Source organism: Pseudomonas capeferrum (assembly GCF_000731675.1).
Lineage (GTDB): Bacteria > Pseudomonadota > Gammaproteobacteria > Pseudomonadales > Pseudomonadaceae > Aquipseudomonas > Aquipseudomonas capeferrum.
In genome coordinates this window covers 805,866-827,099 of record NZ_JMIT01000002.1, presented here as the reverse complement: position 1 = coordinate 827,099, position 21,234 = coordinate 805,866, and the positions used below count along the sequence as shown (strand labels likewise).

Annotated in this window: 17 protein-coding genes; 10 read left to right on the top strand and 7 right to left on the bottom strand. The window is 63.4% G+C overall.

The annotated features are described in order from the left end of the window. Nucleotides 1-8 precede the first annotated feature (8 nt). Complete coding sequence (locus tag PC358_RS16285; protein WP_033701132.1) at nt 9-1,634, bottom strand: ABC transporter substrate-binding protein; 1,626 nt, start codon at nt 1,632-1,634, stop codon at nt 9-11. A gap of 324 nt (nt 1,635-1,958) precedes the next feature. Beyond that, the gene (locus tag PC358_RS16280) at nt 1,959-2,675 is read right to left on the bottom strand and encodes an SIMPL domain-containing protein (protein ID WP_033701131.1); all 717 of its coding nucleotides are present in this window, start codon (nt 2,673-2,675) and stop codon (nt 1,959-1,961) included. A 201-nt stretch (nt 2,676-2,876) separates the two neighbouring features. Between PC358_RS16280 and PC358_RS16275 the strand changes: the two genes are divergently transcribed. From PC358_RS16275 to PC358_RS16260, 4 genes are all read left to right on the top strand, one after another. Next, entirely contained in the window at nt 2,877-4,133 is a 1,257-nt protein-coding gene (locus PC358_RS16275) for an ATP-binding protein (protein WP_033701130.1), read from the top strand. Next, on the top strand, nt 4,133-4,693 hold the full coding sequence (locus PC358_RS16270; RefSeq protein WP_033701129.1) for a response regulator transcription factor: 561 nt from the start codon (nt 4,133-4,135) through the stop codon (nt 4,691-4,693). The genes PC358_RS16275 and PC358_RS16270 overlap by 1 nt, the downstream gene beginning before the upstream one ends. Nucleotides 4,694-4,855: 162 nt before the next feature. After that, nucleotides 4,856-5,797, top strand: coding sequence for an AEC family transporter (locus PC358_RS16265; RefSeq protein WP_033701128.1), 942 nt, complete (start codon nt 4,856-4,858; stop codon nt 5,795-5,797). A gap of 56 nt (nt 5,798-5,853) precedes the next feature. Then, nucleotides 5,854-7,215: an amino acid permease gene (locus tag PC358_RS16260; RefSeq protein ID WP_033701127.1), complete on the top strand. Its 1,362-nt coding sequence runs from the start codon at nt 5,854-5,856 to the stop codon at nt 7,213-7,215. Between the two features lie 135 nt (nt 7,216-7,350). On the opposite strand, the gene PC358_RS16255 is transcribed toward PC358_RS16260, so the two are convergent. The 5 genes from PC358_RS16255 to gatC all read right to left on the bottom strand — a co-directional run bounded on the left by PC358_RS16255 (nt 7,351) and on the right by gatC (nt 12,213). Continuing rightward, on the bottom strand, nt 7,351-8,394 hold the full coding sequence (locus PC358_RS16255; RefSeq protein ID WP_033701126.1) for a calcium/sodium antiporter: 1,044 nt from the start codon (nt 8,392-8,394) through the stop codon (nt 7,351-7,353). 59 nt (nt 8,395-8,453) lie between these two features. After that, the gene (locus PC358_RS16250; RefSeq protein ID WP_033701125.1) at nt 8,454-8,828 is read right to left on the bottom strand and encodes a septal ring lytic transglycosylase RlpA family protein; all 375 of its coding nucleotides are present in this window, start codon (nt 8,826-8,828) and stop codon (nt 8,454-8,456) included. A gap of 173 nt (nt 8,829-9,001) precedes the next feature. Beyond that, nucleotides 9,002-10,447, bottom strand: coding sequence for an Asp-tRNA(Asn)/Glu-tRNA(Gln) amidotransferase subunit GatB (gatB, locus tag PC358_RS16245; protein WP_033701124.1), 1,446 nt, complete (start codon nt 10,445-10,447; stop codon nt 9,002-9,004). Between the two features lie 11 nt (nt 10,448-10,458). Continuing rightward, nucleotides 10,459-11,910 carry an Asp-tRNA(Asn)/Glu-tRNA(Gln) amidotransferase subunit GatA gene (gene gatA, locus PC358_RS16240; protein ID WP_033701123.1) on the bottom strand — a complete coding sequence of 484 codons (1,452 nt, stop codon included), beginning with the start codon at nt 11,908-11,910 and terminating at the stop codon, nt 10,459-10,461. A 15-nt stretch (nt 11,911-11,925) separates the two neighbouring features. After that, entirely contained in the window at nt 11,926-12,213 is a 288-nt protein-coding gene (gene gatC / locus PC358_RS16235) for an Asp-tRNA(Asn)/Glu-tRNA(Gln) amidotransferase subunit GatC (RefSeq protein ID WP_027595588.1), read from the bottom strand. Nucleotides 12,214-12,417: 204 nt separating this feature from the next. Between gatC and mreB the strand changes: the two genes are divergently transcribed. The 6 genes from mreB (at nt 12,418) to PC358_RS16205 (ending at nt 21,231) form a co-directional block, all read left to right on the top strand. Next, entirely contained in the window at nt 12,418-13,455 is a 1,038-nt protein-coding gene (gene mreB / locus PC358_RS16230; protein WP_003255163.1) for a rod shape-determining protein MreB, read from the top strand. Between the two features lie 195 nt (nt 13,456-13,650). After that, the gene (mreC, locus tag PC358_RS16225; protein WP_241380773.1) at nt 13,651-14,682 is read left to right on the top strand and encodes a rod shape-determining protein MreC; all 1,032 of its coding nucleotides are present in this window, start codon (nt 13,651-13,653) and stop codon (nt 14,680-14,682) included. Then, a complete protein-coding gene (gene mreD, locus PC358_RS16220) occupies nt 14,682-15,170 on the top strand; it encodes a rod shape-determining protein MreD (protein WP_019473693.1) in 489 nt (162 codons plus the stop codon). The genes mreC and mreD overlap by 1 nt, the downstream gene beginning before the upstream one ends. 33 nt (nt 15,171-15,203) lie before the next feature. Then, nucleotides 15,204-15,815 (top strand): Maf family protein, encoded by a 612-nt coding sequence (locus PC358_RS16215; protein WP_033701122.1) that lies wholly within the window; start codon nt 15,204-15,206, stop codon nt 15,813-15,815. Nucleotides 15,816-15,869: 54 nt separating this feature from the next. Continuing rightward, the gene (gene rng / locus PC358_RS16210) at nt 15,870-17,327 is read left to right on the top strand and encodes a ribonuclease G (protein ID WP_033701120.1); all 1,458 of its coding nucleotides are present in this window, start codon (nt 15,870-15,872) and stop codon (nt 17,325-17,327) included. A gap of 82 nt (nt 17,328-17,409) precedes the next feature. Then, nucleotides 17,410-21,231 (top strand): YhdP family protein, encoded by a 3,822-nt coding sequence (locus PC358_RS16205; RefSeq protein WP_033701119.1) that lies wholly within the window; start codon nt 17,410-17,412, stop codon nt 21,229-21,231. Nucleotides 21,232-21,234: the final 3 nt, after the last annotated feature.

The following is a 21,234-nucleotide window of genomic DNA, read 5'->3' as shown; positions in this document are numbered from 1 at the left end:
GATCTACCCTATTTGTCCACGCTGACGCCGTAGAAGGCGTTCAACGCGAACGGGCTGATCTTGAAGTCCTTCACCTTGGCGCTCATGGGCTGGTACACGGTGGAGTGGGCGATCGGGGTGATCGGCACCTGCTCCTTGAGGATGTGCTGCGCCTGCTGGTACAGCTCGGTGCGCTTGGCCTGGTCCGAGGTGGCCTTGGCCTGCTTGATCAGGTCGTCGTAAGGCTTGTAGCACCACTTGGAGAAGTTGTTGCCGTCGACGGCATCGCAGCCGTACAGGGTGCCCAGCCAGTTGTCCGGGTCACCGTTGTCGCCGCTCCAGCCAATCAGCATGGCGCCTTGTTCGCCGCCTTTTGAGCGCTTGATGTACTCGCCCCATTCATAGCTGACGATTTTTGCCTTGATGCCGATCTTTGCCCAGTCGGCTTGCAGCATTTCAGCCATCAGCTTGGCATTTGGGTTGTACGGGCGTTGCACCGGCATGGCCCACAGGGTGATCTCGGTGCCTTCCTTGATGCCGGCTTGCTTGAGCAGCTGTTTGGCCTTTTCCGGGTCGTAGGTGGCGTCCTTGATACTGTCGTCATAGGACCACTGGGTGGGCGGCATGCCGTTTACCGCCAACTGACCGGCACCCTGGTAAACCGATTCGATGATCTTCTTCTTGTCCACCGCCATGTCCAGTGCCTGGCGCACTTCGAGCTTGGCCATGGGGTTGGGTGCGTCGCTGCCCTTGATCTTGTCCATCACGTTGTAGGCGATGTAACCGAGGTTGAAGCCGGCCTGATGCGGCATCTGCAGGTTCTTGTCGGCCTTGAGCGGCTCGATGTCCGCCGGCCGCGGAAACAAGGTGACCTGGCACTCGCCCTTTTTCAGCTTCTGCATGCGCACCGAGGCATCGGTGGTGATGGCGAAGATCAGGTTGTCGATCTTCACGTCCTCGGGTTTCCAGTAGTCCTTGTTGCCCTTGAAACGGATCTGCGCGTCTTTCTGGTACTTGCTGAACACGAACGGGCCGGTGCCGATCGGCTTCTGGTTGAGGTCGGCGGCCTTGCCCCCCTTGAGCAATTGGTCGGCGTACTCGGCCGACTGAATGGAGGCGAAACTCATCGCCAGGTTCTGGATGAACGCGGCGTCGACGTCGTTGAGGGTGAACTTGACCGTGTGTTCGTCGACTTTCTCCAGCTTGGCAATGTTCTTGTCCATGCCCATGTCGGTGAAGTAGGGGAACTCGGTGGGGTAGGCCTTACGGAACGGGTGGTCCTTGTCGAGCATGCGGTTGAAGGTGAACAGCACGTCGTCGGCATCGAACGGGCGGCTTGGCTTGAAGTAGTCAGTGGTGTGGAACTTGACCCCTTCGCGCAGGTGGAAAATGTAGGCCTTGCCGTCGTCGGACACTTCCCATTTTTTCGCCAGGCCCGGAATCACGGCGGTACCGCCACGTTCGAACTGGGTCAGGCGGTTGAACACGGTCTCGGCCGAGGCGTCGAAGTCGGTTCCCGTTGTGTACTGCCCTGGGTCGAAGCCGGCGGGGCTGCCTTCGGAGCAGAACACCAGGTTGGACGCCGCGTGGGCGTGGGGGGCGCCAGCGAGCAAACCTGCGCCAAGCAGGAACGGAATGACTGCGTGTTTGAGCATGGTGGCCTCATTGTTGTCATTTTTGATTGAGGTGGCCTCGTGAGCCGACCTGAGGATACTTATGCAGGGGCTATTCCCAATGCAACACTCGGAAGGATAGTTGGCGCCAGAAATGTGGAACGACCGTACATGGATGTCGCATCAGTATAACTTTTGGCGAAGTTAAACGTTTGCGAGGGCAAAATGATGGCTTTTTGCTGAATGTTACGAGGGGGAGGAATTGTAGGCATGCACCGTCAGGGTGCGTAGGAGATGTCTGAAAACGCTAAAAGTGGCCCTGCTGTGGGGCTGGCCAGAAGGGGGCGCAACGCGCCCCACTGTGCCTCAAGGCATCTGAACTTCGATCAAGCCATCGGCATTCATGCTGACTTCGCTGGTGCCCGCCTCGATATCCGGCGCCGGTGCCGCTTCGTCACCCGCCATAGCCTTCATGGCCATCGGTGCGCTGCGCATATAAGGGCGCGGGTAACCGCTGCTGTTGAGGTTCAGGTTGACCACTTTGTAGCCCTTGCCCCCCAGTGCCTCGGTGGCCAACTGAGCGCGTGCCTTGAAGGCATTGACGGCGTCCTTGAGCAGGTCGTCCTCGCTGGCCTTGCGCGTGGCCGGGGCGATGGAGAAGTCCATGCCGCCCATTTTCAGCGCCTGCAACAGGTCGGCGGTCAGTTGCGACAGGGCTGGGAAGTTGGCGCTCTCCAGGCGCAGCTCGGCACGTTCACGCCAGCCGGTGATCTTTTGCCCTTTGCTGTCGTACACCGGGTAGCTGTTGCGGCTGCCCTGGCTGATCTTCACGTCCTTGACCTGGCGAGACTGCTGCACAGCCTTGTTCATGGTCTCGGTGATCTCTTTGGCAAGCTTGCCCGGGTCGCTGTTCTGCGCTTCGCTGTAGAGGGTCACGACCATCAGGTCGCGCGGCACTTCCTTGCTGACTTCGGCACGCAGCGATACCTGGTTGTAGCGCGGCTCTTCGGCCGCCAGCGCAGGCAGGCTGGCGAGCAGCCCGCACGACAGGATCAGGGCAGTGCCGCGACGAGGGATTTGCATGTAAGACTCCTTGGCAATAAAAGGGCGTGGGATCTGGTCTCCATTCCACGCATGGCCCATCAGACCGGGAACAGTGTAGTGGGTTCAAAAGTGCCACTATGCACCTGTGACAAAGTGTGGCGCTTTGCCGCATCGCTGCAGTGAGGCGCCCGGCTTCGGTATACTCCAGCCGATTTTCTGGAGCACTCATCAGGAGAGCTCATGCTCGCTGACGTACAACCGTTGTCCGCTACCCGTCAGAACCTCTGGCGCCTGACTGTCATCCGCGTGCTGGTCCTGGCTGCCCAGGCAGGCTCGGTGGGCGTCGCCTACTGGACTGACCTGCTGCCCTTGCCATGGTTTTCGCTGGCAGCAACGCTGGCCCTGTCGTCCATCCTGTGTGCGTTCACCGCGTTGCGCCTGCGCCTGTCGCTGCCGGTCACTGAACTTGAGTATGCACTGCAGCTTGCCTGCGACCTGTTGATCCACAGTGCCTTGCTGTATTACTCCGGCGGCTCGACCAACCCGTTCGTTTCCTATTACCTGGTGCCGCTGGCCATTGCCGCGGTGACCTTGCCCTGGCTCTATTCGTTGATCCTTTCGGGCATCGCGCTGACGGCCTACAGCTTGCTGCTGGTGCAGTTCTACCCGCTTGAAGGGCTGCCGATGGCGCGGGACAAGATGCAGGTCTACGGCATGTGGCTGAGCATCGCCCTGGCGGCCGCAGTCATCACCTTCTTTGCCGCGCGCATGGCCGAGGAGCTGCGGCGCCAGGAACAACTGCGCTCCGAGCGCCGTGAAGAGAGCCTGCGCGATGAGCAATTGCTGGCCGTGGCCACCCAGGCCGCCGGCGCTGCCCATGAGCTGGGCACACCGCTGGCGACCATGAGCGTACTGCTTAACGAAATGCGCCAGGACCACCCGGACCCTTTGTTGCAGGAAGACCTGCAGATCCTTCAGGACCAGGTCAAACTGTGCAAAGAAACCTTGCAGCAACTGGTGCGTGCCGCCGAGGCCAATCGCCGCCTGGCCATGGTCGAGCAGGACGTCACCGTCTGGCTGGACGAGGCGCTCAACCGTTGGCACCTGATGCGGCCCGAAGCCAGTTACCGCTTCCAGCGCCTCAGGGACGGCCAGGTACCTCGCCTGACGCCGCCACCTGACCTGACCCAGGCCCTGCTGAACCTGCTGAACAATGCAGCCGACGCGTGCCCGGACGACCTTGAGGTGCGCCTGGACTGGGACGCCGAGGACATTGTCATCAGCATTCGTGACCATGGCCCTGGTGTGCCCCCGGCAATCGCCGAAGCGATTGGCAAACCCTTTATTACCACCAAGGGCAAAGGCTTCGGCCTGGGCCTGTTCTTGAGCAAGGCCAGCGTGACGCGTGCGGGCGGTTCGGTGAAACTCTATAGTCATGAGCAGGGTGGCACCCTGACCGAACTGCGCCTGCCCCATGGCAAGCGAGGAGATGAATGATGAGTGAAGATATCCAGGTTGAAGGCGAAGAGCTGCCGCACCTGCTGCTGGTGGATGACGATGCCACCTTTACCCGGGTCATGGCGCGCGCCATGAGCCGCCGCGGGTTCCGCGTGAGCACCGCAGGCTCGGCTGAGGAGGGGCTGATCCTGGCCCAGCAGGACCTGCCGGACTACGCCACGCTGGACCTGAAGATGGAAGGTGACTCGGGGTTGGTGCTGTTGCCCAAGCTGCTGGAGCTGGATCCGGAGATGCGGGTGGTGATCCTCACCGGTTACTCGAGCATCGCCACCGCAGTCGAGGCGGTCAAACGCGGTGCCTGCAACTACCTGTGCAAGCCGGCCGATGCTGACGATGTACTTGCGGCGCTGCTTTCCGAGCACGCTGACCTGGATGCCCTGGTGCCGGAAAACCCGATGTCGGTCGACCGCCTGCAGTGGGAGCACATCCAGCGCGTGCTGAACGAACACGAAGGCAATATCTCGGCCACGGCGCGGGCGTTGGGCATGCACCGGCGGACCTTGCAGCGCAAGCTGCAGAAGCGACCGGTTCGGCGCTGACCCGTTCGCGGGGCAAGTCCGCTCCCACAAATCATGGGAGCGGGCTTGCCCCGCGAAAGGTCCCTGGCTGTCAGACACTTCTCTGTATCGCATCCCGATCCCCGCAACTCGCAGCCGTTGACGTATCATTAGCCCCCTGACGGCAACTCCCTGCAGGATCGCATGCTCGCCCTTCTTATCCAGACGCTGAACATCACGGCGCCCGTTTTCGCCATGCTGTTCATGGGCATACTGCTCAAACGCATCCACTTGATCGACGACAACTTCAACCGTGTCGCGTCGCAGCTGGTGTTCAATGTCTGCATGCCGGCGCTGCTGTTCCTGGGCATCTACCACGCCGACCTGGCGGCCGCGGTCAAACCCGGCGTCATCCTGTATTTCGTCGCTGCCACCCTGGTAGGCTTCGCCGTGGCCTGGGGGCTGGCCCTCTGGCGTTGCCCGCCGGCAGACCGCGGCATCTACACCCAAGGCGCATTTCGCGGCAACAACGGCGTGATCGGCCTGGCGCTGGCCGCCAGCCTGTACGGCGACTACGGTATCTCGCTAGGGGCGGTGCTGGCAGGCCTGGTGATCCTCATGTACAACTCGCTGTCGGCGGTGGTGCTGGCGGTGTACAGCCCGGACCTCAAGTCCGACCCGTGGAGCATCTGCAAGAGCATCTTCAGCAACCCCTTGATCCTCAGCGTGCTGGTGGCAACGCCCATGGCCTACGGCCAGGTGCCGCTGCCCAACTGGTTGCTCACCTCGGGCGACTACCTGGCGCAGATGACCCTGCCGCTGGCGCTGATCTGCATTGGCGGTACCCTGTCGCTGGCGGCGCTGCGTGACAGTGGCAGGCTGGCGATCGATGCCAGCCTGGTGAAGATGGTCTGGTTGCCGCTGGTCGGCACGTTGGGTGCCTGGCTGTGCGGTTTCCGCGGTGCCGAGCTGGGCATCCTGTTCCTGTACATCGGCAGCCCTACCGCAGCGGCCAGCTACGTGATGGCACGGGCGGCCAATGGCAACCATGAATTGGCTGCCTCGATCATCGTGATCACGACGCTAATGGCGGCGATCACCACCAATATCGGTATTTTCATCTTGCAGTGGGGCGGATGGATCTAGATCCTTGACTGCAAATAACAGCAATAACACTGCCTCACTGAGCTAAAGGACACTTCATGCAAGACCAGAGCACGCCCGAGCGCTTGCAGCGCGGGTTGAAGAACCGCCATATCCAGCTGATCGCGCTGGGTGGGGCCATCGGCACGGGGCTGTTTCTGGGGATCGCCCAGACCATTCAGCTGGCTGGACCTTCCGTTTTGCTGGGCTATGCCATTGCCGGCCTGATGGCCTTCTTCATCATGCGCCAGCTTGGCGAAATGGTGGTCGAAGAGCCGGTCGCCGGCAGCTTCAGCCACTTTGCCCACCAGTACTGGAGCGAATTCGCAGGCTTCGTCTCGGGCTGGAACTACTGGGTGGTGTACGTGCTGGTGGGCATGGCCGAGCTGACGGCGGTGGGCATCTATGTGCAGTACTGGTGGCCAGATTTCCCTACTTGGGCGACGGCGGCGATCTTCTTCGTGGTCATCAACCTCATCAACCTGACGCAGGTGAAAGTCTACGGTGAGATGGAGTTCTGGTTCGCCCTGGTCAAGGTGGTGGCCATCGTCAGCATGATCGGCTTTGGTGCCTGGCTGCTGAGCAGCGGCCATGGCGGCCCGGATGCCAGCGTGGCCAACCTGTGGCAGTACGGTGGTTTCTTCCCTAACGGCGTCACTGGCCTGGTCATGGCCCTGGCCGTGATCATGTTCTCCTTCGGTGGGCTGGAGCTGGTGGGGATCACCGCTGCCGAGGCGGACAACCCGCGTCAGAGCATCCCCAAGGCCACCAACCAGGTGGTCTACCGCATCCTGATTTTCTACATTGGCGCCTTGGCGGTGCTGCTGTCGCTGTACCCATGGCAGAAGGTGGTGCAGGGGGGCAGCCCGTTCGTGATGATCTTCCATGAGCTGGACAGCGACCTGGTGGCGACCATCCTCAACGTCGTGGTGTTGACGGCTGCGCTGTCGGTTTACAACAGTTGTGTCTACGCCAACAGCCGCATGCTGTTCGGCCTGGCCAGCCAGGGCGATGCGCCGCGTCAGTTGCTCAAGGTCAGCCGCAGTGGCGTCCCGCTGACGGCGCTGGGCGTTTCGGCGTTCGCCACCGGCCTGTGCGTACTGATCAACTACCTGATGCCGGGGGAAGCCTTCGGTTTGCTGATGGCCCTGGCGGTGTCGGCGCTGGTGATCAACTGGGCGAGCATCAGCATTACCCACCTGAAGTTCCGCAAGGCCAAGCTGGGCGCGGGCATTACCCCGTTTTATCAGAGCTGGGGGCATCCGATTACCAATTACCTGTGCCTGGCGTTCATCGTGCTGATTCTGGTGGTGATGTACCTGACGCCGCCGATTCGTATTTCGGTGATGTTGATTCCGGGTTGGATCGCGGTGCTGTGGGTGGCGTTCCGGTTGAAGAAGGCGCGGCAGGCCAAGGGGTGAGGGGCTGACAAGCGCCTGGCTTGAGCCTTGTGGGGCCTGTGAGATCGAGCGCCGCCCGCGCGGCGCTCGATCTCACAGGCGCAGCAAACCGCAAGGCATGCACCTGGCAGCCATCACGCTACCCCTTACGGCACCTCAATGCTGTCGGCGCCAGGCGCGCACGGTGGTATATAGCAACACCACCGCTAGCACCGGCAGCACATAAAACAGCATGAGCCGTTCCAGGCGCCCGGCCAGTGGCATGCCGGTGGTGAAGGCCACCACATGCAGCCCATAGGCCAGGTACAGGCAAAGGAACACCAAGCCTTCAGCGCGGGTAATCCGGTACCCCGAATAAAACACCGGCAGGCTTAGCGCCGCCACACCCAGCATCACCGGCAAGTCAAAGGCCAGTGCGTTGGGTGAGATCGACAGCGGCTCTGGCGTGATCAGCGCAGTCAGCCCCAATACCCCCAGCAGGTTGAACAGGTTGCTGCCGATCACCGTGCCCACGGCGATCTCCCGTTCGCCGCGAAGGGCGGCGATCATCGCCGCCGCCAACTCTGGCAGCGACGTGCAGACCGCCACCACGGTCAGGCCGATGATGCGTTCGGACAGCCCCAGGTCGGTCGCTACCTCGACGACGGCTTCCAGCAGCAGGTGCCCGGCCAGGCTCAGCAGGCCAAGGCCGAGGGCAATCTGCAACAGGGCGCCAGACCAGAAGCGTGCGCCGCTGACGGTGATGACGCTGGGCGCGGGGTAGGTGCGGGCGTAATGCCGCGATTGGTGCCAGAGCATGCCCAGGTAGCCCACCAGTGCCAACAGCAGCAGCAGGCCCTCCCAGCGGCCCAGGTAGCCATTGGCGGCGAGCGCATACACCAGCGCGCTGGCGACGATCATCAGGGGGATATCCAGGCGCACCAGCTGGCGTGATACGCGCAGCGGGATGATCAGCGCGGCCAGGCCGAGAATTACCAGCACGTTGAAGATATTGCTGCCGATCACGCTGCCGACTGCGACATCGGGTGCGCCTTGGTAGGCAGCCTGCAGGCTTACGGTGAGCTGCGGCGCGGTGCTGCCGAAGGCCACCAGGCTCAGGCCGATGATCAATGGCCGCACGTGCAGGCGCAGGGCCAGGCGCAGGGCCACACGTACCAGTAGCTCTGCACCGCAGGCCAGCAGCACGAGGGCGACGCCCAGTTGCAGGAGGCTGAAGGTGGGAAGGGTGGCGAGGTCGAAAATGGTCGGGCTCCAGTCGGTCAGTCGCTCAGACCTTGTACCCGGACGCGCGCCGTTCCGCTACGGAGCATGCCGATTTTTTCTGCTGCGGCGCGTGACAGGTCGATCAGCCGGCCACGTGTGTGCGGGCCGCGGTCGTTGATGCGCACCACCACGCTGCGTTGGTTGGCAAGGTTGGTGACCAGCACCTTGCTGCCGAAGGGCAGGCTGCGGTGAGCGGCGGTGAGGCCATGCTGGTTGAAAGGCTCGCCACTGGCCGTGCGTTTGCCGTGGTGGCGGGCGCCGTAATAGGAGGCGGTACCGGTCTGGTTGTAGCCGCGAGGGTCGATGTCGTGGCTGGCGCAGCCGGCCAGCAGGGAGAAGAGTGCGAGGGTGCCGAGGGATCGTTTTAGCAAGTCGAAAGCTCCGGTGCTGCCGTTGGGGCTGCTGTGCGGCGTTCGCGGGGCCAGTCGGATCGCCGCACCGCCGCTCCCACAGCTACTGGGCTGCGCAATACCTGTGGGAGCGGCGGTGCGGCGATCCGACTGGCCCCGCGAACGAGGGCAAAGCCCTCGCCGCTTTTTTCAGCTCAGCCTTCGAGCTTGGCTTTGAGCAATTGGTTCACTTGCCCAGGGTTGGCCTTGCCCTTCGACGCTTTCATCGCCTGGCCGACGAAGAAGCCGAACATCTTGCCACGCTTGGCCTCGTCGGCAGCGCGGTATTGTTCGACCTGTTCGGCGTTGGCAGCCAGCATCTCGTCGAGCATCGTCTCGATTGCACCGGTGTCGGTAACCTGCTTCAGGCCACGGCTTTCGATGATGCTGTCGGCATCGCCTTCACCGGCGGCCATGGCTTCGAACACGGTCTTGGCAATCTTGCCGCTGATGGTGTTGTCGCGAATCCGCAGCAACATGCCACCGAGCTGCTCGGCACTGACCGGCGCCTGGTCGATCTCGATACCCAGCTTGTTCAGCAGGCTGCCCAGCTCGACCATGACCCAGTTGGCGGCCAGCTTGGCGTCGCCGCCAATCTTCACCACTTCTTCGAAGTAGTCCGCCTGTTCACGGCTGGAGGCCAGCACGTTGGCGTCGTAGGCCGACAGGCCGTACTGGCTCTGGAAGCGCTCGACCTTTTGCGGTGGCAGCTCGGGCAAGCCGGCACGGATGGTGTCGAGGAAGCTGTCCTCGATGACCACCGGCAGCAGGTCCGGGTCGGGGAAGTAACGGTAGTCGTTGGCTTCCTCCTTGCTGCGCATGGAGCGGGTCTCGTCCTTGTTCGGGTCGTACAGGCGGGTTTCCTGGATGACCCTGCCACCGTCTTCGATCAGGTCGATCTGGCGCTGGATCTCGCTGTTGATCGCACGCTCGATGAAGCGGAACGAGTTGACGTTCTTGATCTCGCAGCGGGTGCCGAACTCGGCTTGGCCCTTGGGGCGGATCGACACGTTGCAGTCGCAGCGCAGCGAGCCTTCGGCCATGTTGCCGTCGCAGATGCCCAGGTAGCGCACCAGGGCGTGGATGGCCTTGACGTAGGCCACGGCCTCCTTGGCGCTGCGCATGTCCGGCTCGGAGACGATTTCCAGCAGCGGCGTGCCGGCACGGTTCAGGTCGATGCCGGTAGAGCCGCTGAAGTCTTCGTGCAGGCTCTTGCCGGCGTCTTCTTCCAGGTGCGCACGGGTAACCCCGATGCGCTTGATGGTGCCGTCTTCCAGGGCGATATCCAGGTGGCCCTTGCCGACGATCGGCAGCTCCATCTGGCTGATCTGGTAGCCCTTGGGCAGGTCGGGGTAGAAGTAGTTCTTGCGCGCGAACACGTTGCGCTTGCCGATCTCGGCGTCGATCGCCAGGCCGAACATGCAGGCCATGCGCACGGCTTCCTGGTTTAGCACCGGCAGTACGCCGGGCATTCCCAGGTCAACCAGGCTGGCCTGGGTGTTCGGCTCGGAGCCGAAGGTGGTGGCGCTGCCGGAGAAGATCTTCGACTGGGTAGCGAGCTGGGTATGAATTTCCAGCCCGATCACAACTTCCCATTGCATGTGTGAACTCCTCAGAAGCCGTTGGGGGCACGGGTGTGCCAGTCGGTCACTTGCTGGTAGCGGTGCGCGACGTTGAGCAGGCGGCCTTCCTGGAAGTACGGCGCCAGCAACTGCACACCAACGGGCAGGCCATCGACGAAGCCGGCCGGCATCGACAGGCCGGGCAGGCCTGCCAGGTTGGCGGTGATGGTGTAGACGTCTTCAAGGTAGGCGGCGACTGGGTCGCTGCTCTTGGCGCCGAGCTTCCAGGCCGGGTTCGGCGTGGTCGGGCCAAGGATCAGGTCGACGTCGTTGAACGCGGCCATGAAGTCGTTCTTGATCAGGCGGCGGATCTGCTGCGCCTTGACGTAGTAGGCGTCGTAATAGCCGGCCGACAGGGCGTAGGTGCCGACCATGATGCGGCGCTGCACTTCGGCGCCGAAGCCTTCGCCACGCGAACGCTTGTACAGGTCGGTCAGGTCTTTGGGGGCTTCGCAGCGGTAGCCGAAACGCACGCCATCGAAACGCGACAGGTTGGAGGACGCTTCAGCGGGCGCGATCACGTAGTACGCCGGGATGGCATGCTGCATGTTCGGCAGGCTGATTTCCTTGACCACGGCGCCGAGCTTTTCCAGCTCCTTGACGCTGGCTTGCACCCGTTCGGCGATGCGCGGGTCGAGGCCGGCGCTGAAGTATTCCTTCGGCAGGCCAATGCGCAGGCCTTGCAGCGAGGCGTTGAGGTTGGCGCTGTAGTCCGGCACCGGTTCTTCGATGCTGGTGGAGTCCTTGGCGTCGAAACCGGCCATGCCTTGCAGCAGCAGCGCGCAGTCTTCGGCGGTACGGGCCAGCGGGCCGCCCTGGTCGAGGCTGGAGGCGTAAGCGATCATGCCCCAGCGCGAAACACGACCGTACGTCGGTTTCAGGCCGGTCAGGTTGGTCAGCGCTGCCGGCTGTCGGATCGAGCCGCCGGTGTCGGTGCCAGTGGAGGCTGGCAGCAGGCGCGCGGCGACGGCAGCAGCCGAGCCACCGGACGAGCCGCCAGGCACGTGCTCGAGGTTCCACGGGTTTTTCACCGGGCCATAGTGGCTGGATTCGTTGGCCGAACCCATGGCGAATTCGTCCATGTTGGTCTTGCCCAGGGTGACCATGCCGGCTTCGGCCAGCTTGGCGACCACGGTGGCATCGTACGGCGCCTTGAAGTTGTCGAGCATCTTCGAGCCGCAGCTGGTGCGTACACCGTTGGTGCAGAACAGGTCCTTGTGGGCGATCGGCGCGCCCAGCAGTGCACCGGCCTCGCCAGCGGCGCGGCGGGCGTCGGCGGCACGGGCCTGGCCCAGGGCCAGCTCTTCGGTGACGCTGATGAAGCTGTTGATTTGCGGGTCGAGTTGCTTGATGCGCGCCAGCAGGGCGCCCGTCAGCTCTTCGGAGGAAAACGACTTGTCGGCGAGTCCGCGGGCGATCTCGGCCAGGGTCAATTGATGCATGGCAGGCTCTATCCCTTACTCGATGACTTTGGGAACCAGGTACAGACCGCTTTCGGTCGAGGGTGCGATGGCCTGGTAGGCCTCGCGCTGGTTGCTTTCGGTGACCTGGTCGGGACGCAGTCGCTGGCTGGCCTCCAGGGGGTGGGCCAGGGGCTCGATGCCCGTGGTGTCGACCGCTTGCATCTGGTCGACCAGCCCGAGAATGCTGTTCAGTGCATCGGTAATGCGTGGCAGTTCGCCATCATTCAGCCCCAGACGGGCCAGATGGGCGATCTTTTCCACGTCGCAGCGTTCAAGCGCCATGGGGATCTCCAGGGGGAACAAAGAACGGAATAAGGTCCGTGATGAGGAACATGTCGGCATTCTGGCGGTCATACGGCCGCGATCATCTGCTGGCGTGCTCGGAAAAACGACCAATTTAACATATTGGCTCCTTGCCCAAAATCCCTGCCATTGTTAGAGTTTGCCGCACTTTTTTACCCACGCTTTCCCCAGGGTCACTTTCCCATGTTCAAGAAACTGCGTGGCATGTTTTCCAGCGATCTTTCCATCGACCTGGGTACTGCCAACACCCTTATTTACGTGCGTGAGCGCGGTATCGTCCTGAATGAGCCCTCGGTTGTTGCCATCCGTACCCATGGCAATCAGAAAAGCGTCGTCGCCGTCGGTACCGAAGCCAAACGCATGCTGGGCCGTACGCCCGGCAACATTGCTGCCATTCGTCCGATGAAGGACGGCGTCATCGCCGACTTCAGCGTTTGTGAAAAAATGTTGCAGTATTTCATCAACAAGGTTCACGAGAACAGCTTCCTGCAGCCCAGCCCTCGCGTGCTGATCTGCGTGCCGTGCAAGTCGACCCAGGTAGAGCGCCGCGCGATTCGCGAGTCGGCCCTGGGTGCCGGTGCCCGCGAAGTCTTCCTGATCGAAGAGCCAATGGCCGCCGCCATCGGTGCCGGCCTGCCGGTTGAAGAGGCCCGTGGCTCGATGGTCGTCGATATCGGCGGTGGTACCACCGAAATCGCGCTGATCTCCCTCAACGGTGTGGTCTATGCCGAATCCGTGCGGGTTGGCGGCGATCGCTTCGACGAAGCCATCGTCACCTACGTGCGCCGCAACTACGGCAGCCTGATTGGCGAGTCCACCGCCGAGCGTATCAAACAGGAAATCGGCACCGCCTACCCGGGCGGCGAAGTGCGCGAAGTCGATGTCCGTGGCCGTAACCTGGCCGAGGGCGTACCGCGTGCCTTCACCCTGAACTCCAACGAAGTGCTCGAAGCGCTGCAGGAATCGCTGGCGACCATCGTTCAGGCGGTCAAGAGCGCCCTGGAGCAGTCGCCGCCGGAGCTGGCCTCCGACATCGCCGAGCGCGGCCTGGTGTTGACCGGTGGTGGCGCACTGCTGCGCGACCTCGACAAGCTGCTGGCCCAGGAAACCGGCCTGCCGGTGATCGTCGCCGAGGACCCGCTGACCTGTGTCGCCCGTGGCGGCGGTCGCGCCCTGGAGATGATGGACAAGCACGCGATGGACCTGCTCTCCAGCGAGTGATCCTGCTCGCGGCTCATGAGCGCCCGGTTTACAGGTAGCACGCACAGTGCTACCTGTATGCGCTGGGCTGGCGTCCGTTTGGGCGTCGTTTCCGTCAACCCGCAACCAGGCTGGTGCGTTGTCCCATGTCCAATGACCTCCTGAGTCGTCCACGAGGAACGGCCCATTAAACCGCTTTTCTCCAAGGGCCCTTCGCTGGGCGTTCGTCTACTCGTATTGGTGGTGCTGTCGATCGCGTTGATGGTGGTCGATGCGCGCTTTGCCGTGCTCAAGCCTGTGCGCAGCCAGATGGGCATGGTGTTGATGGAATCGTACTGGATCACCGATTTGCCGCAGCGCTTGTGGCAAGGCGTGGCGGGCCAGTTCGGCAGCCGTACCGAACTGATCGCGGAAAACGAAAAGCTCAAGACCGAGGCCCTGCTGTTGCAGGGGCGCCTGCAGAAGCTGGCGGCCCTGACCGAGCAGAACGTGCGCTTGCGTGAGTTGCTCAACTCTTCGGCCCTGGTCAACGAAAAGGTCGAAGTGGCCGAACTGATCGGCGTCGACCCCAACCCGTTCACCCACCGCATCCTGATCAACAAGGGTGAGCGCGATGGTGTGTTCCTCGGCCAGCCGGTGCTCGATGCCCGCGGCCTGATGGGCCAGGTGGTCGAATTGATGCCTTACACCTCGCGGGTGCTGTTGCTGACCGATACCACCCATAGCATTCCGGTGCAGGTCAACCGCAATGGCCTGCGCGCCATCGCCAGCGGTACCGGCAACCCGGAGCGGCTGGAGCTGCGCCATGTGGCCGATACCGCCGACATCAAGGAAGGCGACCTGTTGGTCAGCTCCGGTATGGGCCAGCGCTTCCCGGCCGGCTACCCGGTGGCCACGGTCAACGAAGTGATTCACGACTCCGGCCAGCCGTTTGCCATTGTCCGCGCCATCCCTACCGCCGCACTCAACCGCAGCCGCTACATGCTGCTGGTGTTCAGTGACCGGCGTACCCCGGAACAGCGCGCCACCGACGCGGCGATTGCGCAGGAAGAGGCCGACCGCAAGGGCACCGCGGTGAGTGTTCAGCCTGGCGCCAATGGCGAGCAGGCCGCACCTGCCGGTACCGCAACCGCGCCCGTCGCGCCCGCAACTCCGGCAGCCCCTGCCACGCAGCCCGCTGCTGCGCCTGTAGCGCCTGCGGCACCCGCCGTGCCAGCGGCAGCGCCCGCTCAACCCCGGAGGCAATGATGGCTGCATCACGCCGCAACAACGGCTGGGTCATCTGGCTGACATTCGCCATTGGCTTGCTGCTCAGCGTCTCGCCCATGCCTCAGTTCATGGAAGTGTTCCGGCCCATGTGGCTGGCGCTGCTGGTATCGTTCTGGACCCTTGCCGTGCCGAGCAAGGTCGGCATGACCACGGCCTTCGTGCTGGGCCTGGCCGAGGATGTGCTGTATGGCACGTTGCTTGGGCAGAACGCGCTGATCCTGACCCTGATCACCTTCCTGGTGCTGTCGCTGCAGCAGCGCTTGCGCATGTTCCCCATGTGGCAGCAGAGCCTGGTGATCCTGGTGATCTTCGGCATCGCCCAGCTGATACAGCTATGGCTCAGCGCGCTGACCGGCAACCGCCTGCCGACCCTGGCGCTGGTGTGGTCGGCGGTCATCAGCGCCTTGCTCTGGCCATGGATCAGCTTTGCCCTGCGCGACCTGCGCCGACGCTTGCACATAAATTGACGGCGTTGCCGCGACTGACAGGGAGATGTCTACATGAACCCGTTTTACCTGGCCTCTGGCTCGCCCCGTCGTCGTGAACTGCTGACTCAGATCGGCGTACCGTTCACTACAGTAAGCGCCCCCATCGATGAAACCCCGCTGGCCAATGAAGGTGCCCAGGCCTATGTCGAGCGCCTCGCCCGGGCCAAGGCCGAAGCTGGCCTTGCCAGCCTGAAGGGCCCGGCGGTGGTGCTGGGCGCAGACACCGCAGTGGTCCTCGATGGCCGTATTCTCGGCAAACCTGAAAACCGTGAACATGCCCTGGCCATGCTGGCCGACTTGTCTGGCCGCGAACATCAGGTATTGACCGCTGTCGCCCTGAGCGATGGGGCGCGCACCCTGAGCCTGTGCGTCACCAGCAGTGTGCGCTTTCGTGCCATCAGCGCCGATGAAGCAGCGCGCTACTGGGCCAGCGGTGAGCCTGCCGACAAAGCCGGCGGTTATGCCATCCAGGGGCTGGGCGCAGTGTTCGTCACCGGCCTTGCAGGCAGTTACTCTGCGGTGGTGGGTTTGCCGCTGAGCGAGACCGCCGATCTGCTCGCCGGGTTCGGCATCGCCTGCTGGCAACTGCCTGCGCTTTCTCCAGAGGTAACAAAGCCGCAGTAGCCAGCGCTGCCTGCGCGATCCATCATTATCCAAGACCTTTGACGAGAGCCTGCCATGAGTGAAGAGATCCTGATCAACATCACCCCGATGGAGTCACGTGTGGCGGTGGTGGAAAACGGGGTGCTGCAGGAAGTGCACGTCGAGCGCACCCAGCGCCGCGGCATCGTCGGCAATATCTACAAGGGCAAAGTGGTACGCGTGCTGCCCGGCATGCAGGCGGCGTTCGTCGACATCGGCCTGGAGCGGGCTGCCTTCATCCATGCCTCGGAAATTTCCCAGCGCGAAGGCTCGGCGGTAGAAAACATCACCGCGCTGGTGCATGAAGGCCAGGCGCTGGTGGTACAGGTGACCAAGGACCCGATCGGCACCAAGGGCGCCCGCCTGACCACGCAGTTGTCGATCCCTTCGCGCTACCTGGTGTACATGCCGCGCAGCAGCCATGTCGGTATTTCCCTCAAGATCGAAGACGAAGCCGAGCGTGATCGCCTCAAGCAGGTGGTCAGCAGCTGCATGGACAGCGAGAACATCAAGGACGCCGGCGGCTTCATCCTGCGCACTGCCGCCGAAGGCGCCCGCGCCGAAGAGATCCTGCAGGACATTCGCTACCTGCGCCGCCTGTGGGAACAGATCGGCAGCCAGATCCAGACCTGCGGCGCGCCCACGGTAATCTACGAAGACCTCGGCCTGGCCCTGCGTACCCTGCGCGACCTGGTCAACCCGAAGATCGAGAAAATCCGCATCGACTCGCGGGAAACGTTCCAGAAAACCACGCAGTTCGTCGGCGAATTGATGCCGGAGATTGCCGATCGGCTCGAGCATTACCCTGGCGAGCGGCCGATCTTTGACCTGTACGGTGTCGAAGACGAGATTCAGCGTGCCCTGGAGCGCAAGGTGCCGCTCAAGTCCGGTGGCTATCTGGTGGTCGACCCCGCTGAGGCAATGACCACCATCGACGTCAACACCGGTGCCTTCGTCGGCCATCGCAACCTTGAAGAAACTATCTTCAAGACCAACCTTGAAGCCGCTACCGCCATTGCCCGGCAACTGCGCCTGCGCAACATCGGCGGCATCATCATCATCGACTTCATCGACATGGAAGATGAAGAGCATCAGCGCCAGGTGCTGCGCACCCTGGAAAAGCAGCTCGAGCGTGATCACGCCAAGACCAACATCATCGGCATTACCGAGCTGGGCCTGGTGCAGATGACCCGCAAGCGCACGCGTGAGAGCCTCGAGCAGGTGCTCTGCGAACCCTGCCTGGCGTGTCAGGGCCGTGGCAAGCTGAAAACCCCCGAGACCATTTGTTACGAGATCTTCCGTGAGATCCTTCGCGAAGCCCGTGCCTACCAGGCCGAGGGCTACCGCGTACTGGCCAACCAGAAGGTGGTCGACCGCCTGCTGGACGAAGAGTCGGGCAACGTGGCGGAGCTTGAAACCTTCATCGGCAGAACTATCCGCTTCCAGGTCGAGTCGATGTACTCGCAGGAACAATACGATGTGGTGCTGCTCTGAGGCTTACCAAAACGCAGCACAGGATGGCCGGGCTGGCAAAACCGGTACTTGGGGCCATCATGGATAAACGACCTGGAGGGCCATGGCCATGGGACGTCTGAACCGCGTTCTTGTCGCCTTGACTCGCTGGGGGCTGGGCTTGTGTGCGCTGCTGGCGGTGCTGGTGGCGTTGTATGTCAGCCTCGGCCGGCAATTGGTGCCGTTGGTGGCCGAGTACCGAGCCGATGTCGAGAGCAAGGCCGAACAGGCGTTGGGCCTGCCAGTGCATGTCGGTGCCCTTGAGGGGCGCTGGAGCGGGCTGGCGCCTGTGCTGCGCGTTCGCGACCTGCAATTGGGCGAAGGCGCCACCGCGTTGCGCCTGGACGACGTCAAGCTGGTGCCGGACTTGTGGGCCAGCCTGACCTCCCGCGAGGTACGCCTGGCGCGTATTCAGTTAGGCGGCTTGCAACTGATCCTGCGCGAAGATGAGCAAGGCGCCTGGAACCTCGAAGGGCTGCCGAAAAAAGACGATGCCCCCCTCGACCCCGCCGAGTTGCTGCAGCGCTTGCGCCAACTGGGGCGTATCGATGTATTCGACAGCCAGGTTACCTTGCAGCCCTGGCAGCGCGACCCCCTGACCTTGACGTATGTGAGTGCCGGCCTGCAGGCAGGTGCCTCGCGCCAGGCCCTCGACGTGCGCGCAACCCTGCCGGACGGCCAGCCCCTGGCGCTGAACCTGCGCAGCCGCGCGTCGGCCAAAGCCTGGCAAGACGCTGAGGTTGCGGCATACCTGAGCCTGCCGCAGAGCGATTGGGCGCGCTGGTTGCCGCCGCGTCTGCTGGGCCAGTGGCAGGCTGACGCATTGCGCGCCGGGGGCGAGTTCTGGGTCGACTGGCGCCAAGGCCAGTTGCAACACGCGGTGGTCCGTGTCAATGCGCCAACGCTGCAAGGTGCGTATGCCGGGCGCAAGGCCGCAACCTTGGACAACCTGGCGCTGGCCGCTTGGTTCCAACGCAGCCCGCAAGGCTTCGATGTGAGTGTCGATTCCCTGGCCATGAGCATCGGCAAGACCCGTTGGGAAACCCATCTGCAGTTACGCCAGCGCCCTGGGCAGGCACCCGCCGACGAGCGCTGGGAAGTGCAGGCCGACCGCCTTGACCTCACTCCGCTGACCCCATTGATCGATGCCTTGGCACCGCTGCCGGATAACCTCATGGCCGTGGTCGATGGCCTGAAGGTCACCGGCGCGCTGCGCAACTTGCGCCTGGAGGCGCGGCCCAAGGCTGAGGGCGACCAGCGGCTGCAATTTGCCGCCAACCTGGAGCAGGTCGGTTTCAACGCCTACCACGGTGCCCCGGCGGCCGGCAACGTCAGTGGCAGCATCAGCGGCGACCTGGGCCATGGCGAGCTGCGGCTCGACACTGAGGCCTTCATGCTGCACTTGTACCCGATCTTCGCCAAACCTTGGCATTACCAGCAGGCCAATGCCCGCCTGACCTGGGCCCTCGACAAGCAAGGCTTCACCCTCGTCGCGCCGTACCTCAAGGTGCTGGGCGAGGAGGGCAAGATCGCCGGTGACTTCCTGATCCGCCTGCTGTTCGAAGAGGGCCGCGAGGACTACATGGACCTGCGCGTCGGGTTGACCGAAGGCGATGGCCGATACACCGCCAAATACTTGCCGGAAGTGCTCAGCCCGGCCCTCGACGAATGGCTGCGCAGTGCGATCGTCAAGGGCACCGTGGATGAGGGCTACTTCCAGTACCAGGGATCGCTGAACCACGGCGCCGCCCCGGAGGCTCGCAGTATCAGCCTGTTCTTCAAGGTGCGTGACGCGGCGCTGGACTTCCAGCCCGGCTGGCCTCAAGTGCAGCAGGTCGATGGTGACGTGCTGATCGAAGACAGTGGTGTGCGCATCAAGGCCCACCATGGCCTGCTGCTCGATACCAAAGTCAGTGACGTCAGTGTCGACATCCCCCACGTCGAAGGCGACCAGCACAGCCATCTGTACCTGGATGGCGATTTTGACGGCAGCCTGGGTGACGGCCTGAAAATTCTCAAGGAAGCCCCGATCGGCACGGGTGAGATCTTCGCCGGGTGGGAAGGCGAGGGCCCGCTCAAGGGCAAGGTCAAACTCGATATCCCCCTGGCACATGGGCAGCGGCCCAAGGTCAAGGTGGACTTCGCCACCGCTGATGCCCGCCTCAAGGTGGCCCCGCCAAGCCTGGAGCTGAACCGCCTGAAGGGCGACTTCAGTTTCGACTTCGACAAGGGCCTGAGCGGCAAGGACATCAGCCTGCAGGCATTCGGCAAACCGGTGACTGCGCAGATCGTCGCCGAGGGCGAGCCAGGGCAGATGCAGACCCGCATCAACGCCAGCGGCCAGGTTTCGCTGAAAGCGCTGACCGAGTGGCTGCAGTTCAACCAGGCGCTGCCTGCCTCGGGCGACCTGCCCTATCAGTTGCAGGTCAACCTGGGTAGCCGGGACAACAGCCTGAACGTCAACTCGTCGCTCAAGGGGTTGGCGATCAATTTGCCGGCCCCCTTCGGCAAGGCAGCGGCGGATACCCGCGACAGCCGCTTCAGCATGAACCTGCAGGGCCAGGAGCGGCGCTTCGACGCCAGCTATGCCGACCTTGCACGCTTTGCCTATGCCGCGCCCGGCGACAAACTGGCCCAGGGCCGCGGTGAGCTGCTGCTGGGCACAGGCCAGCCGCAAGTGCCAAGCGGCCAGGGGCTGCGGGTACGCGGGCACCTGGAAACACTGGACCTGGCGCCCTGGCAAGCGCAGATGGCTAGCTTGGGCGGTGACGACCCCGGCGGTAGTGCCCGGCAGAGCCTGCAAAGCGTCGACCTGAGCATCGGCCAGCTCAAAGCCTTCGGCATGGACCTGAATCAGGCAGTGGTGCGTCTGGCCCGTGGTGGCCCGGCGTGGGACCTGCGCCTGGACAGCAAGGAAGTCATCGGCAACGCGCGCGTACCCGACGCCAAGGCCGCGCCCATGTCGGTGCGCCTGCAGACCTTGCGCCTGCCAGCGGCGGACCCGGCCCAGGCGCAGGCCGAGGAGGGGCCCGACCCGTTGGCATCATTCGACCCGCGCAAGGTGCCTGCCCTGGACCTGAGCATCGACAAGCTCTACCGTGGCGACGACCTCTACGGCAGCGCATCGATCAAGTTGCGCCCGACCGCGCGTGGCGTATCGGCAGACGATATCGACCTTGACTTCAAGGGCCTGCGCATCGATGGCGGCGGTGGCTGGGAAGGCCCGCCGGGCAGCAGCAGTAGCTGGTACAAAGGGCGCCTGGACGGCAAGAACCTGGCCGATGTGCTCAAGGCGTGGGGGTTTGCCCCTACCGTGACCAGCCGCGATTTCCGCCTGGATGTCGACGGCCGCTGGCCGGGCTCACCTGCCTGGGTGGGCTTGAACCGCTTCTCCGGGAGCATGGATGCCGCCCTGCGCACCGGCCAGTTCGTCGAAGTCGAAGGCAGTGCCCAGGCCCTGCGCGTGTTCGGCCTGCTCAATTTCAACTCCATCGGCCGCCGCCTGCGCCTGGACTTCTCCGACCTGTTCGACAAAGGCCTGGCCTATGATCGGGTCAAGGGCCTGCTGGTGGCCAGCAATGGCGTCTACGTGACCCGCGAGCCGATTACCGTTACTGGCCCGTCGAGCAACTTCGAGCTCGACGGTACCCTCGACCTGGTCCGTGACCGGGTGGATGCCAACCTGCAGGTGAGCCTGCCGGTGACCAACAACCTGCCGCTGGCCGCCCTGATCATCGGCGCACCTGCGGTGGGGGGCGCGCTGTTCCTGGTCGATCGCTTGATCGGCGACCGGGTATCACGCTTTGCTAGCGTGCATTACCGCGTCGAGGGGCCGTGGAAAGAGCCTAGAATCACATTTGTGAAACCTTTCGAGAAATCGCGCTAGGAG

What these genes read in the sequence shown, in the direction of transcription:
- PC358_RS16285 (WP_033701132.1), bottom strand. Translation starts at nt 1,634, where the DNA reads ATGCTCAAACACGCAGTCATTCCGTTCCTGCTTGGCGCAGGTTTGCTC.
- PC358_RS16280 (WP_033701131.1), bottom strand. Translation starts at nt 2,675, where the DNA reads ATGCAAATCCCTCGTCGCGGCACTGCCCTGATCCTGTCGTGCGGGCTG.
- PC358_RS16275 (WP_033701130.1), top strand. Translation starts at nt 2,877, where the DNA reads ATGCTCGCTGACGTACAACCGTTGTCCGCTACCCGTCAGAACCTCTGG.
- PC358_RS16270 (WP_033701129.1), top strand. Translation starts at nt 4,133, where the DNA reads ATGAGTGAAGATATCCAGGTTGAAGGCGAAGAGCTGCCGCACCTGCTG.
- PC358_RS16265 (WP_033701128.1), top strand. Translation starts at nt 4,856, where the DNA reads ATGCTCGCCCTTCTTATCCAGACGCTGAACATCACGGCGCCCGTTTTC.
- PC358_RS16260 (WP_033701127.1), top strand. Translation starts at nt 5,854, where the DNA reads ATGCAAGACCAGAGCACGCCCGAGCGCTTGCAGCGCGGGTTGAAGAAC.
- gatB (WP_033701124.1), bottom strand. Translation starts at nt 10,447, where the DNA reads ATGCAATGGGAAGTTGTGATCGGGCTGGAAATTCATACCCAGCTCGCT.
- gatA (WP_033701123.1), bottom strand. Translation starts at nt 11,910, where the DNA reads ATGCATCAATTGACCCTGGCCGAGATCGCCCGCGGACTCGCCGACAAG.
- gatC (WP_027595588.1), bottom strand. Translation starts at nt 12,213, where the DNA reads ATGGCGCTTGAACGCTGCGACGTGGAAAAGATCGCCCATCTGGCCCGT.
- mreB (WP_003255163.1), top strand. Translation starts at nt 12,418, where the DNA reads ATGTTCAAGAAACTGCGTGGCATGTTTTCCAGCGATCTTTCCATCGAC.
- mreD (WP_019473693.1), top strand. Translation starts at nt 14,682, where the DNA reads ATGGCTGCATCACGCCGCAACAACGGCTGGGTCATCTGGCTGACATTC.
- PC358_RS16215 (WP_033701122.1), top strand. Translation starts at nt 15,204, where the DNA reads ATGAACCCGTTTTACCTGGCCTCTGGCTCGCCCCGTCGTCGTGAACTG.
- rng (WP_033701120.1), top strand. Translation starts at nt 15,870, where the DNA reads ATGAGTGAAGAGATCCTGATCAACATCACCCCGATGGAGTCACGTGTG.
- PC358_RS16205 (WP_033701119.1), top strand. Translation starts at nt 17,410, where the DNA reads ATGGCCATGGGACGTCTGAACCGCGTTCTTGTCGCCTTGACTCGCTGG.